At 31.7% G+C, this 13,589-nt stretch carries 13 protein-coding genes; 1 reads left to right on the forward strand and 12 read right to left on the reverse strand.

Features of this window, described 5'->3' with window-relative positions:
* Position 1 precedes the first annotated feature (1 nt).
* The 4 genes from AC23L6_RS09725 to AC23L6_RS09740 form a co-directional block, all read right to left on the reverse strand.
* Positions 2-1,174: a hypothetical protein gene (locus AC23L6_RS09725; protein WP_487561984.1), complete on the reverse strand. Its 1,173-nt coding sequence runs from the start codon at positions 1,172-1,174 to the stop codon at positions 2-4.
* Positions 1,171-1,794, reverse strand: a complete 624-nt coding sequence (locus AC23L6_RS09730) for an acyltransferase (protein WP_487561985.1) — start codon at positions 1,792-1,794, stop codon at positions 1,171-1,173. The genes AC23L6_RS09725 and AC23L6_RS09730 overlap by 4 nt, the downstream gene beginning before the upstream one ends.
* A gap of 48 nt (positions 1,795-1,842) precedes the next feature.
* Entirely contained in the window at positions 1,843-2,352 is a 510-nt protein-coding gene (locus tag AC23L6_RS09735) for a CatB-related O-acetyltransferase (protein ID WP_487561986.1), read from the reverse strand.
* 139 nt (positions 2,353-2,491) lie between these two features.
* A complete protein-coding gene (locus tag AC23L6_RS09740; RefSeq protein WP_487561987.1) occupies positions 2,492-3,856 on the reverse strand; it encodes a lipopolysaccharide biosynthesis protein in 1,365 nt (454 codons plus the stop codon).
* A 211-nt stretch (positions 3,857-4,067) separates the two neighbouring features.
* Between AC23L6_RS09740 and AC23L6_RS09745 the strand changes: the two genes are divergently transcribed.
* Positions 4,068-5,570, forward strand: a complete 1,503-nt coding sequence (locus tag AC23L6_RS09745; RefSeq protein WP_487561988.1) for a sodium:solute symporter — start codon at positions 4,068-4,070, stop codon at positions 5,568-5,570.
* A gap of 12 nt (positions 5,571-5,582) precedes the next feature.
* Here AC23L6_RS09745 and AC23L6_RS09750 read toward each other — a convergent pair whose 3' ends face one another.
* The 8 genes from AC23L6_RS09750 to AC23L6_RS09785 form a co-directional block, all read right to left on the reverse strand.
* A complete protein-coding gene (locus AC23L6_RS09750) occupies positions 5,583-5,948 on the reverse strand; it encodes a CoA-binding protein (protein WP_487561989.1) in 366 nt (121 codons plus the stop codon).
* A gap of 12 nt (positions 5,949-5,960) precedes the next feature.
* A complete protein-coding gene (gene ctlX, locus AC23L6_RS09755) occupies positions 5,961-6,896 on the reverse strand; it encodes a citrulline utilization hydrolase CtlX (RefSeq protein WP_487561990.1) in 936 nt (311 codons plus the stop codon).
* 13 nt (positions 6,897-6,909) lie between these two features.
* Positions 6,910-7,824, reverse strand: coding sequence for a dimethylarginine dimethylaminohydrolase family protein (locus AC23L6_RS09760; RefSeq protein ID WP_487561991.1), 915 nt, complete (start codon positions 7,822-7,824; stop codon positions 6,910-6,912).
* Positions 7,825-7,890: 66 nt separating this feature from the next.
* Entirely contained in the window at positions 7,891-9,174 is a 1,284-nt protein-coding gene (locus AC23L6_RS09765; RefSeq protein WP_487561993.1) for a citrate synthase, read from the reverse strand.
* 176 nt (positions 9,175-9,350) lie between these two features.
* Positions 9,351-10,643, reverse strand: a complete 1,293-nt coding sequence (eno, locus tag AC23L6_RS09770) for a phosphopyruvate hydratase (RefSeq protein ID WP_487561994.1) — start codon at positions 10,641-10,643, stop codon at positions 9,351-9,353.
* 105 nt (positions 10,644-10,748) lie between these two features.
* Positions 10,749-11,858: a glutamine-hydrolyzing carbamoyl-phosphate synthase small subunit gene (carA, locus tag AC23L6_RS09775; RefSeq protein ID WP_487561996.1), complete on the reverse strand. Its 1,110-nt coding sequence runs from the start codon at positions 11,856-11,858 to the stop codon at positions 10,749-10,751.
* A gap of 155 nt (positions 11,859-12,013) precedes the next feature.
* A complete protein-coding gene (gene rplQ, locus AC23L6_RS09780; protein WP_487561997.1) occupies positions 12,014-12,523 on the reverse strand; it encodes a 50S ribosomal protein L17 in 510 nt (169 codons plus the stop codon).
* A gap of 62 nt (positions 12,524-12,585) precedes the next feature.
* Positions 12,586-13,578 carry a DNA-directed RNA polymerase subunit alpha gene (locus AC23L6_RS09785; RefSeq protein ID WP_487561999.1) on the reverse strand — a complete coding sequence of 331 codons (993 nt, stop codon included), beginning with the start codon at positions 13,576-13,578 and terminating at the stop codon, positions 12,586-12,588.
* Between the last annotated feature and the right edge of the window lie 11 nt (positions 13,579-13,589).

Here is a 13,589-nt window from a genome sequence, read left to right on the forward strand (position 1 = left end):
ATTAATTTAAACGCTTAAATCTTGGTTTCATCAAATACATTTTGCCAATTACAACCCAAATTAATAAAAAGTGAATATTAAAACAGGGTACATTCTCGATACTAAGCATTGTAAATTCAATTAACAACCACACTGATAATGTAAAATTTACACTGCCCGGTTTGGATCTTATAAAACCCAAATAAATCGCACGAATAAAAATAAAGATAGTAGAAATAACTAGAACAAATCCTCCTTTCAATAATAGTTGTAAAAATCCAATCTCAATGGTAAATCGATTAAAACTATCACCAAAATCACCTTGCCATTCCTGAAAATAGGGACTAAAATAGGTTCCTAAAAAACCTCTTCCTGTATAAAAATCATCCACTCTAAAATCTGTAAAAAAATCGACAAAAAGAAAAGTCCTAGAATCAATATTATTAACACTTTTTATAGCTAGCTGTGAACTTAAAAACTCAAATATCTCAGTAAAATTAAAGAACAAAAAATAAATTAATCCTAAAGAAGTTATTAAAAACATGTATCTAACTACTACATTCAAAACAAACTTGAACAACTTAACCAGTAAAAACCCTAAGAATAATAATGAAATAATTAAAATCCCAGAACGGTAATCATAAACAGCAAAAATAGGGATACAGCACAATAGTAATGCACCACTAATCAACCTAATCTTTTTTATTTTAGAAGTAATACAACTATACAATATTAGGCTGTAACAATTTACTAAAATGACTGGGAAATTAAAAAGCAACAAATCAACTACAGTTACAAGAGGTATAAAAATAAGGCTGTATGTACTTACTAATTTAACAAACTTTAGCGACTTTTTATTGACTAAGAAAGCAACTATTCCAATAAAAAAGGCAAGAAACGAATAGGGATGAAAAAATAAAGTTATCAGGTCTTTTTCGTTTAATCGTATAGAAAAAATCAAAATAAGACCTACAATAGTCAGATAGAGTATAAGTAAATTTTTAGAGAAAGGGTTTCTTACTTTTTTTGTGTTTTTGAAGGAGAATAATATAGCAATCAAAAAATAAACGGCAAAAACACTTACAAAAGAAAGAATCCTAAATGCAAAAAATAATGTAGTACTATAATAAGCATAAAAGATACTCGAAAGAATAATAGCAATAAAAATATATCTCGTTACTTTTTGCACTATCAACTATTAATTTTTTTAATAAACTTTGCGGGATTACCTCCCCAAATTTCGTTTTCAGGAACATTTTTTGTTACTACTGAACAAGCGCCAATTACAGAATTATCACCTATAAAAACTCCTTTTAATATAGTAGAATGTGCTCCTATAAAAACATTATTCCCAATTTTTACAGGCTTAGTTTTAGTTCCTTTTATATCTAATTCTCGATTTAATCGTTCCATTGGATTAAGGCTATGAAAATCCGTATCATAAATAACTACATTGCCTCCAAGATTAACATTATCTCCTATTTCAATTTTGTTGTGACAAACAATCGCTGTAGAACTCATCCCAACATTATTCCCTATAACTAAATTTCCCTCTTTAGCCACTATGATGCTACATGAATGAAAACGGCCTATAGGATTTGAAGATTCTCTGTTATTCATGATAAAATTAGCCCCTATGAAGCACTTCGCTCCTAGGCTGATATTTACTTTTGGAATACCATGACTTCTAAAGCTACTAAACTTAACTCCATTCGAGTAAAAAATCCAATAGCAAAAAAACCAATCGACTAGTTTCAAAATGTAATATAAGGCTCTTTTTAAAACTTTTATAAGCAGTATAACTATTCTTTGCATCAATTCTATTTTTTATACTCTTTCTATTTATTGATACTTCCTAAAAAATTATCTATCAAAATGTTCAAAATCATGAAAATTTCTATAATTTTCTCTCAACTTCTTTTCTTCCCAATCCCACCATTTTGAATGACTAATACGATTAATGGTTTCTGCATCAAACCTATACTTGATATGTTTTGCTGGAATTCCTCCAACAATAGAATAGGGTTCAACGTCTTTTGTTACTACTGCCCTTGCAGTTATTATAGCTCCATCTCCAATTGTAATTCCACCAGGAATTAATACGCCTTCAGCAATCCAAACATCATTACCAATTACAACCCCCTCGTATTCTTTAAAATAAATACCATCAGAAAAAGTCTCAAAAGGCTTATTATTAGCATAAAAAATAGGGTGTGTTGAAACAAAATTACTTGGATGTGACCCTAAAACAATCTGCACATTGGGTCCGATTGAACAAAACTTACCAATAATGGTGTTTGTTACTTTTGAATTTGAGTTGATATAAGAATAGTCTCCAATTGTAGAATTAATTAAAGATACGTTCTCTCCCAAAAAATTATTTTTTCCAATTTTACTATTTCTAATATCACAGGAAATAGATAATTTTAAATTTCTTTTCCTAAATTTTAAATACAGTAGCTGTCTCTCTATTTGAAGAAATAACATTCTAAAGCTCATGTATTTAATTATTTTACTCCACCCAAATCCCATTGGCTTTGTTTTTTATTATTTTCAAATATTGTATCGGCGAAATCAAAACATGTGGCACTAAACATAGTATTGTAGCCAATATAACTCCTGAAACTCCCATGTCTAAATTTTTTGCAAAATATATTGATAAAGGAATATTAAATATTGATGTTGCCAACACAGAATACATCTGCAATTTAACTTTACCCGTGCCGTTTATAAAATAAGTAAAAGGCGCATAAAAATTAGTCAAACAAAAGTAAATTGCCATTAAGATAGTTAATTCCATGGGAATCATTACTTTATTTCCTATCCATAATTTGTAAAAAAAATGAGATATAAAAATCAAAATAACAATAATAAAATTCGATAAAAAAGTGATTCTCAATACATTTTTCATTGAACGTCTAATCCACTCAAAATCTCTTTTAGTATAAGCCTCTGTTACAGCAGACCAAAACGGAGTCAAGGTCAAAGACAGAATCATATTAACAATACTAAAATACTTAAATGCAATATTATAAGGCACTACTTCTTTGGGACCAAATAATTGTGTAATGATAATATTATCGGTCGAAAATAATATTATTCCTGATATTTGAATTATAAAAAACTTCACTCCTAATCCAAAAATATCTTTTAAATATTTTTTTTTCCATAATCTAATTGATGGTTTATAGAACTTGTACCGATTATTAAATGCTATAATATTTAAGCTTAAAAGGAGTATTACGGGAAATGCAGAAAAAATAATTCCAAAAGTTAGCAGAGAACTGTCACTAGTTTTAGTCATTATCCAAATAAGAAATAGAGAACCCGCTTGCGTAAAAAAATTAATTTTACCTTCTACTGAATGACGCTGATCGGCAGTGTATATAGTCGAAATTAATTTGACTACCAATTGCAAACAAAAAAAACCAAAAACAGTCGGCATCAAAATAGACAAATCTCTTTTTAAACTTGAAGAAACATTAAAAAATCGCGTCCAATCAATAAATATATTGAGAATTATAAAAACTAACAGTAAACAAAGACATACCAAACCAATCGTGTAATAGGCCGAACTCACGTAACCTCTGGCTAAAGTCATATCTTCCTTGGCCTTTGCCTCAGCAAATTTATTCCTTAGGCCATTACCTAAACCGATATCAAAAAAAGAAAACCATGCGATAAACGAACTCAATGTTAACCAAATTCCATAGTTTTGAGTATCTAGATAATTAATGGTGAGTGGAACTAAAAGAAAATTACAAACGATACTTCCTCCTTTGTATAAAACGGAAAGTAAAACATGCTTGGTAATATTCTTGGTACGATTACTTTCTATACCTACTTTACTATAAATCTTATGAATTGATTTTTTCAAATGTTTTTAGAATAAAAAAGCTAAAACTACGATTAAAATAGGTCAAATTCCAATGTAAAATTAACAACAACTTAACTTTGAGTACAAATATAACTACAAAAAAGCACTTTTAGGTATTTATGGTTCTTTTAATAAAATCGTCTTTGATTAGTGCAAATCAATATTTCATTGACATTTTTTTGTATTTTGGCTACCAATAAAAACCACAAAAATGACTCCATTTACCATCTTGACACTCATTGTTATCTACTTTGGCTTATTGTTTCTGATTTCACATCTGGTAAGTAATAAAAACAGTGGGAATGATGCTTTTTTCAAGGCTAATAAAAACTCTAAATGGTATTTAGTTGCTTTTGGAATGATTGGAACAGCACTTTCGGGAGTTACTTTTATTTCTGTTCCTGGTGAGGTTGGGAATCCTGATTTTCAATTCAAATACTTTCAGTTTGTATTAGGAAATGCTATAGGATTTATTATCGTAGCTAAAGTATTACTCCCTCTGTACTATAGGATGAACCTTACCTCGATATATGGCTACATTGAGAAACGACTCGGAACTGTTAGTTATAAAACGGCAGCTACCATTTTTTTAATAAGCAGAACAGTAGGCTCGTCATTTAGATTGTATCTTGTTGTAATTGTTCTGCAACGCTATGTTTTTGATTATTACAATATTCCATTTGCGGTAACCGTATTAATTTCTTTATTACTCATTTTTGCCTATACTTATAGAGGCGGATTAAAAACAATTATAATTACCGATACTTTACAAACACTCTTTTTAGTAAGTTCTGTCTTCTTGACAATATTTTTTATTTGTAGAAGTTTAAATCTGAATGTTTTTGAAGCTTTTGAGCAAGTAAAAAGTAGTAATTATTCTAAAGTTTTCTTCTTTGATGATTATATGAAAGGAACCTATTTCTGGAAACAAATTTTAGGCGGAATATTTGTAACCATAGCTATGGTTGGATTAGACCAAGACTTAATGCAGAAAAATTTGAGTTGTGCAACCATTGGTGAAGCACAAAAAAACATGTTCACTTTTACTGGAATATTTGTCATCATCAACATTTTCTTTTTGAGCGTTGGCGCATTGCTGTATATCTATGCCAACAAAAACAACATTGCAGTACCTACAGATTTAATTACAGGAAATCCAAGAACGGATTTACTTTTCCCAGAAATTGCTTTCCATCATCTCAGTATAGTGCCGTCAATTGTATTTCTGTTAGGTTTAACTGCCGCTACATTTGCCACAACAGATTCCGCGTTAACCGCTCTAACAACATCTTTTTGTGTCGATTTTCTTGGTATGGATAAGACTGAAAATTTAAATAAACCGAACATCGTTAGAACGAGACATTTTGTTCATATAGGATTTTCGTTTCTAATGTTTCTAGTTATTATAATTTTCAATGCTATAAATGATGCCTCAGTAGTGAGTATGATATTTAAAATTGCATCCTATACTTATGGTCCACTTTTAGGATTGTACACTTTTGGATTGTTCATGAAATCTAAAACGGTTCATGATAAATTAGTTCCTTTAATTTGTGTTATTTCACCAGCCATTTGCTTCTTTATAAGTAAAAATTCAGCTGTTCTTTTTGGCGATTACGTTTTTGACAACGAATTAATTATCGTTAACGGATTGATAACTTTTATAGGTTTACTCCTCATTAGCAAGCCTGCAACCTCAAAAACTAATTTCTAGCCTGAGAAACTACTAATATTGGTTGGTAGCTAACAGGACAAGTGTACATGCTACTTCATATTGAATGTTGTTTTGTTCCAACAATTGGTAGAACTCTGGATTTTCTGTTCCGGGATTAAATACAACACGTTTCGGTTTTGTATCAATGACGTAATTATAATAATCTCTTTGACGTTGCGGATTTAAGTACAAGGTAACTGTATCAATATTTTTTAAGGGAATAGCTTTTGTATGAATTTTAATTCCGGCAACTTCACCTGATTTTTGCCCAATTGCAAGAACAGAATGTCCTTTATCTACAAGCATAGAGATAGCTTTGTAGGAGTATTTATCAGTTTGCGTGGAAGCTCCCAGTACGAGCGTTTTTTTATTTTTCATCTTCTATTTATGCTATTTTTTGGGGAGAAAAATTTCTGCCATCATACATCTAGCACTTCCTCCTCCACATGCCTCAATGGTGTCTAAACTAGAGCTTAAAATAGTTACATGCTCTTCAATTTGGGCGATTTGCTTCTTGGTTAGACTATTGTAAGCCGATGAGCTCATAACAAGGTATCTCTTGTCATCGTATCCTTTTACCTCAAGCATATTTCCTGCAAAATTATTAACTTGTTGTTCTGTGATAAGTATAATTTCTTTTTCATCACCACGAAGACTGTCTAGAACCATTTTTCGTTCTTTTTTATCATCAATACTTTCAGCACAAATTATTGCAAAAGTTTCACCAATACTCATCATAACATTGGTGTGATAAATCAATTTTCGTTCTGCCCCCACTGTTTGAAATGCTTCAAACAATACAGGTGTGTATTCAAAATCTTCACAAAACTCTATAAATAATTCTTCATCAGCTCTAGGTGAAAGAGCACAATAGGCTTTATCATTTTCTCTATCTAAAACGATACTCCCTGTTCCTTCAAGGTAAAACCCATCTTCCTCAGCTGATGAATAATCCATAATTTCATTAATTACAAATCCCTCATCTTCTAGAATATCCAGTATGTCTTCCCGTCGTTCTAATCTTCTATTATCAGCAAACATAGGATATAGTACAACGTCTCCATTTTCATGAAACGAAATCCAATTGTTCGGAAAAATACTATCAGGTGTATTGGGCTCTAATGTATCATCCACAACAATAACATTAACCCCAACCTTCCTTAGTTTTGAAACAAAAGCATCAAACTCTTCTTGAGCTTTAGCATTTACAGAAGCTGGCAATAGATTTTCTATTACTTTTTGATAGTAATTATTAACCGCCGTCTGTTCATTCATCCTGAAAGCTACAGGACGAATCATCAAAATAGAATTTGTTGTTTGTTTCATAACAAAATTTAGTTTAGTCTCTTATTAATGGCAAAGTAGAACATCTCAAAAGCCCCTCTTGTTTTGCAATTTCAGCATATGGTATTTCCTCGACAACAAAATTATTTTTTCGGAGCCAATTATTTAATCTTGTAAAGTTTCTTTCAGAAACCACCACATTTGGCGCTATTGAAAACACATTTGAATTCATGTGATACATTTCATCTCTTGTAATATGAAATAGATTTTCTTTACCAAAAAGTTTCACTAAGAACAAATAATCTGCTTCTTCTCGAAAACCATTTTTATAGATAATAGCTTTATCTTCTCCAACTGGTTGAAAACAACAATCCAAATGCAAGGCATTGTCTCTTGCTTCAATTTTAGATTTTACCAAATCAAAATCCTTAACAATCTTATTTGGAAATAATTCTCGAATATAATTGACTCCCTGAATATTAGTTCTCGCTGTAATATAATCTTTATAATCACTTCCCTTGTAGGTTCCAATGAATATATAATTATTCCAAAGCATCACATCTCCACCTTCTATATGAACTTCTTCTGGTGGTCTTTTTACTTTTGTTGGGTCAATTTGGTCAATAATATATTGAATAGCATCTAATTCTCTTTCGCGATCGGGCAGTATATTCGATTTAAAAAAATAATCATCAATAACAAAACCTATATCTCTGGTAAAAATTTGATTGTAGTTTTCAATAATTTCTGGACGATAAACAGTTACATCATATTTTTTGAATACCTTTTCAAAAGCCTCCATTTCCTCAACCATATTTAGTTCTATAGGATAGGTTCCTGCGAGAATATGTTCTAATGACTTGGGATCATAGGCTTCATCTGCACTAGGTGTTGGGCCGTTACTAATAGCAGTACCTAGAACTACTGCTCTTAATCTTGAGGTCTCATTTTGTATATGAATGTTTAGCATAAAAAGATTTTGCCAAAGATAAAAAAGCTTCTCGATTAGAAGAAGCTTTTTAAGATTTATGATTAATTATCTTTTTTCTATTGGAACGAAATCTCGTAACGGATGACCAGTATATATCTGTCTTGGTCTACCTATCGGCTCTTTGTTAATTCGCATTTCTTTCCACTGTGCAATCCAGCCTGGCAAACGTCCTATTGCAAACATTACAGTAAACATGTCGGTAGGAATTCCTAAAGCTCTGTATATAATTCCTGAATAAAAATCAACATTAGGATACAATTTTCTAGAAACAAAATAATCATCGACAAGAGCTGCCGCTTCTAGTTTTTTTGCAATTTCTAAAATAGGGTCTTCAACACCAAGAGTTCCTAACACTTCATCTGCAGCTTTTTTGATTATTTTTGCTCTAGGATCAAAATTTTTGTACACCCTGTGACCAAATCCCATCAAACGGAATGGATCATTTCTATCCTTTGCCTTAGCGAGATATTTTTCTGTATCACCACCATTAGCATGAATTTCTTCTAGCATTTCAAGAACCGCTTGATTGGCTCCACCGTGTAATGGCCCCCAGAGTGCAGAAACTCCTGCTGAAATTGATGCAAAAAGTCCTGCATGAGATGAGCCCACCATTCGAACGGTTGATGTTGAACAATTTTGCTCATGATCTGCATGAAGAATAAACAATTTATCTAACGCATTAATTACAATTGGATTGGCACTATATGGCTCTGTTGGCAAATGAAACATTAAATTCATGAAATTTTCTACATATCCCTTTGTATTATCATAATAATTCAAAGGATAACCCATAGTTTTTCTATACGTCCAACTTGCGATTACTAAAAATTTACCCATGATTTTACAAACAGACTCGTATAATTCTTTGGGATTATCTGGATTTACAGCTTTTGGATTAAAAGCAGTTAAAGCACTTGTCAAAGCAGACAATACTCCCATAGGATGGGCAGTCTTTGGAAAACCATCAATGATATTCTTCATTTCTTCATTGACCAAAGTATATTTTCTTATGTCAGTTTCGTATTGTTTTAATTGATCTGAAGTAGGTAATTCTCCAAAAATTAAAAGATATGACACCTCAAGAAAATGAGCTTTTTTTGCCAACTCTTCAATTGAATAACCTCTATATCTTAAGATTCCTTCTTCTCCATCTAAAAAAGTTATTTCACTTAGACACGAACCTGAGTTTTTATAACCAGGATCCATAGTAATAACTGATGTTAAATCACGTAATTTGTTTATATCGATAGCAATCTCGTTCTCTGTCCCTACAATTATAGGAAACTCATACTTTTTACCTTCAATTTCTAGTGTCGCTGTTTTTGACATAATAAAATGGAAATTTATCTATTGAAATAATATTTTAACAAATCTATGGAATTTAGAATGAATTAAAAAATGATTTTCAAGGTGAATACGTTAATAATTATATAAAAAAAGAGTTTAAAAAAACCTGACAGGTTATACTAACTTGTCAGGTAAATCTATAAAAAATCGTATTAGGATTATTTTATTTTAAATGCATTTTTACCTGGAAAGTAAGCTGTATTACCTAGTTCTTCTTCAATTCTCAATAATTGATTGTATTTAGCCATACGATCAGAACGAGAAGCCGAGCCTGTTTTGATTTGTCCACAGTTTAGTGCTACTGCTAAGTCAGCAATAGTATTATCTTCTGTTTCTCCTGAACGGTGAGACATTACTGAAGTATATCCGGCATTTTTAGCCATGTTTACAGCTGCAATCGTTTCGGTTAAAGTTCCTATTTGATTTACTTTTACCAAAATAGAATTTGCAATTCCTTTGTTAATTCCTGTTGATAAACGCTCAACATTAGTAACGAACAAATCATCTCCCACTAATTGTACTTTATCTCCAATTTTTTCAGTAAGCAATTTCCATCCATCCCAATCATTTTCATACATACCATCTTCAATAGAAATAATTGGATATTTAGTAGCTAATTCAGTTAAATACTCTGCTTGTTCGGCAGAAGTTCTAATTTTTCCTGTTTCACCTTCAAATTTAGAATAATCGTATTTACCATCTACATAAAATTCAGATGCCGCACAGTCTAAAGCAATCATTACTTCATCTCCAAAAGTATAACCTGCTTTTTCTACAGCTTTCTTAATTGTATCTAAAGCATCTTCTGTTCCTCCAGCTAGATTTGGAGCAAAACCACCTTCATCTCCAACTGCAGTAGACAGACCTCTATCATGTAATACTTTCTTCAAGTTATGAAAAATCTCAGTCCCCATTTGTAAAGCATGAGAAAATGATGTTGCTTTAACTGGCATAATCATAAATTCTTGAAAAGCTATTGGAGCATCTGAGTGTGAACCTCCATTGATGATATTCATCATAGGAAGAGGCAAAGTATTGGCAGAAACACCACCAACATATCTGTATAAAGGCAATCCTAATTCATTTGCAGCAGCTTTAGCAACAGCTAAAGAAACTCCTAAAATAGCATTTGCACCTAAATTTGATTTATTTGGTGTACCGTCTAAATCAATCATGGTTTGATCAATCGCATTTTGTTCAAAAACAGAAGTACCAACTAATTCTTCAGCAATTTTGGTGTTTACATTTTCAACCGCTTTCAAAACTCCTTTTCCTAAAAATGCTTTTCCACCGTCTCTTAATTCAACTGCCTCATGTTCTCCAGTAGAAGCTCCAGAAGGAACTGCTGCTCTACCTATTACACCACTTTCAGTTATTACATCAACTTCAATAGTAGGATTTCCTCTTGAGTCAAAAATTTGTCTTGCGTGAACTTTAATAATAATGCTCATAATTTACTTATTTTTAAATTTTGTACTTTATTTTTTGTATTACAAAGATATTCTATATAAAATAATGATAATATGAAAATATCGAATATTATTAACGATAACGTTTTAGCTTACAGTAGATTTGATATTCTCAACAAATTCATCAAACAAATAACTTGAATCATGTGGTCCAGGACTAGCTTCAGGGTGGTATTGCACTGAAAAACATTTTTTGTCCTTCATACGCATACCTGCTACCGTTTCATCATTCAAATGAAGATGTGTAATCTCGAAATTTGAATTTTTAGCAAGCTCTTCTTTATTAACGGCAAAACCATGATTTTGAGAAGTTATTTCACCTTTACCTGTAATTATATTCATTACTGGATGATTAATTCCTCTATGTCCATTAAACATTTTGTAAGTTGAAATACCATTTGCCAAGCCAATAATTTGATGTCCTAAACAAATTCCAAAAACAGGCTTTTCAGAAGCAATCATCTGTTTTGCAGTTTCTTGAGCTTGATTTAGTGGCTCTGGATCTCCGGGTCCATTAGACAAGAAATAACCATCTGGATTGAATGCTTTCAATTCATCAAATGTTGAATCGTAAGGAAATACCTTTACATAACAATCTCTTTTAGCGAGATTTCTTAAGATATTCTTTTTGATTCCTAAATCTAATGCTGATATTTTATACGTAGCATTCTCATCACCATAAAAATAGGGTTCAACAGTTGATACTTTTGAAGCAAGCTCAAGGCCTTTCATATCTGGCACTGTGGCCAATTGTTTTTTTAATTCATCAATAGGAGTTCCATCGGTTGAAATCACAGCATTCTGCGCTCCACTATCTCTAATGTATGAAACCAAAGCTCTTGTATCTACATCTGAAATACAAACTAAATTCTGTTTTTCAAAATAATCGTAAAGCGTACTTTCTGAATTTGGACGTGAGTGATTAAAACTAAAGTTTTTACATACTAATCCTGAAATCATAATTTTTTCAGATTCAACTTCATCAGCATTGACACCATAATTCCCAATGTGAGGATTTGTGGCTACCATTATTTGCCCAAAATAAGAAGGATCAGTAAATATTTCCTGGTATCCTGTCATCCCTGTATTAAAGCAAACTTCACCAAAAGTTGTTCCAGAAATCCCAATCGATTTACCATAAAAAATAGTTCCATCAGCTAATAGCAAAATGGCTTGAGGTCTTGTTGTGTATTTCATTAGTTGTAGTTAGTAGTTGTGATGCAAATTTAAGATATTCGAATTTAATAGTAAACCTATTTTATACATTTTTAAAAGTAAAATCTAATTAAGATAAAAACAAAAAAGGATAAACTAAATAGCTTATCCTTTTGATATTTATAAGATTGAATTCATTATTCAGCTGCCTCTTCATTGGTTTCTTCAGAAGCCGTTTCTGGAGCTTTCTCTTCTGCAACTGGTGCAGTAGTAGCTTCAGCTTTTTTTGCCTTTCCACCACGACGGCTTTTAGCTTTTTTCTCTTCTTTTTTACCTCCGTTGTACAACTCATTAAAATCAACTAGTTCAATCATCGCCATATCGGCATTATCTCCAAGACGATTTCCAACTTTAATAATACGAGTGTAACCACCTGGACGATCTCCAACTTTGGCAGCAACATCTCTGAACAAATCTGTTACAGCGTATTTACTACGTAAGTAAGCGAAAACGACACGACGGTTGTGAGTAGTATCTTCTTTTGATTTAGTAATAAGTGGCTCAACAAATTGTTTAAGCGCTTTTGCTTTTGCAACAGTTGTATTAATACGTTTGTGCTCAATTAGAGAACAAGCCATATTAGCTAACATAGCTTTTCTATGCCCTGTTTGTCTGCTTAAGTGATTGTTTTTCTTTCCGTGTCTCATGACGTGTTTTTTAAAACTTCATCTTGCTTCAATCCACTTTGGAGAGCAAAATATGAAGTAATTTATTCTTTATCTAATTTGTATTTTGCTAAATCCATTCCGAAGGTTAAATTTTTAACAGCTACTAGTTCGTCTAATTCTGTTAAAGATTTTTTACCGAAATTACGGAATTTCATTAAGTCATTTTTATTGAATGATACTAAATCCCCAAGTGTATCAACTTCTGCAGCTTTCAAGCAATTTAATGCTCTAACTGATAAGTCCATATCAACTAACTTAGTTTTTAGCAATTGTCTCATGTGTAATGATTCTTCATCATACGATTCAGTCTGAGCAATTTCGTCAGCCTCAAGAGTAATTCTTTCATCAGAAAATAACATGAAGTGGTGAATTAACACTTTAGCAGCTTCTGTTAAAGCATCTTTAGGATTAATAGAACCATCTGTTTTGATTTCGAAAACTAATTTTTCGTAATCTGTTTTTTGCTCCACACGGAAATTTTCAATTGAATATTTTACATTTTTTATTGGTGTAAAAATAGAATCCGTAAAAATAGTTCCTATAGCTGCATTCTGTTTTTTATTTTCTTCTGCAGGAACATATCCTCTACCCTTTTCAATTGTTAATTCAAAGCTAAGCTTTACTTTGCTGTCTAAATTACATATTACAAGTTCAGGATTTAAAACTTGAAAACCTGAAATAAATTTTTGAAAATCACCAGCAGTTAGTTGCTCTTTTCCAAAAATAGATATAGTAACAGATTCGTTGTCTACATCTTCTATTTGACGTTTGAAACGCACTTGTTTCAAGTTCAAAATAATTTCTGTTACGTCTTCAACAACTCCTGAAATAGTAGAAAACTCGTGGTCTACACCTTCAATTCTAACAGAGGTTATTGCATATCCCTCTAAAGCGGATAGCATAACTCTTCTAAGTGCATTACCAACTGTCAATCCGTAACCGGGCTCTAAAGGTCTAAACTCAAATTTACCTTCAAAATCGGTTGAATCGATCATGATAACTTTATCGGGCTTCTGAAAATTAAATATTGCCATAATTTCGACTA

It is taken from the genome of Flavobacterium sp. R1_16, from assembly GCF_057652095.1.

What these genes read in the sequence shown, in the direction of transcription:
- AC23L6_RS09745 (WP_487561988.1), top strand. Translation starts at nt 4,068, where the DNA reads ATGACTCCATTTACCATCTTGACACTCATTGTTATCTACTTTGGCTTA.
- AC23L6_RS09760 (WP_487561991.1), bottom strand. Translation starts at nt 7,824, where the DNA reads ATGCTAAACATTCATATACAAAATGAGACCTCAAGATTAAGAGCAGTA.
- AC23L6_RS09785 (WP_487561999.1), bottom strand. Translation starts at nt 13,578, where the DNA reads ATGGCAATATTTAATTTTCAGAAGCCCGATAAAGTTATCATGATCGAT.
- AC23L6_RS09765 (WP_487561993.1), bottom strand. Translation starts at nt 9,174, where the DNA reads ATGTCAAAAACAGCGACACTAGAAATTGAAGGTAAAAAGTATGAGTTT.
- ctlX (WP_487561990.1), bottom strand. Translation starts at nt 6,896, where the DNA reads ATGAAACAAACAACAAATTCTATTTTGATGATTCGTCCTGTAGCTTTC.
- AC23L6_RS09750 (WP_487561989.1), bottom strand. Translation starts at nt 5,948, where the DNA reads ATGAAAAATAAAAAAACGCTCGTACTGGGAGCTTCCACGCAAACTGAT.
- rplQ (WP_487561997.1), bottom strand. Translation starts at nt 12,523, where the DNA reads ATGAGACACGGAAAGAAAAACAATCACTTAAGCAGACAAACAGGGCAT.
- eno (WP_487561994.1), bottom strand. Translation starts at nt 10,643, where the DNA reads ATGAGCATTATTATTAAAGTTCACGCAAGACAAATTTTTGACTCAAGA.
- AC23L6_RS09730 (WP_487561985.1), bottom strand. Translation starts at nt 1,794, where the DNA reads ATGCAAAGAATAGTTATACTGCTTATAAAAGTTTTAAAAAGAGCCTTA.
- carA (WP_487561996.1), bottom strand. Translation starts at nt 11,858, where the DNA reads ATGAAATACACAACAAGACCTCAAGCCATTTTGCTATTAGCTGATGGA.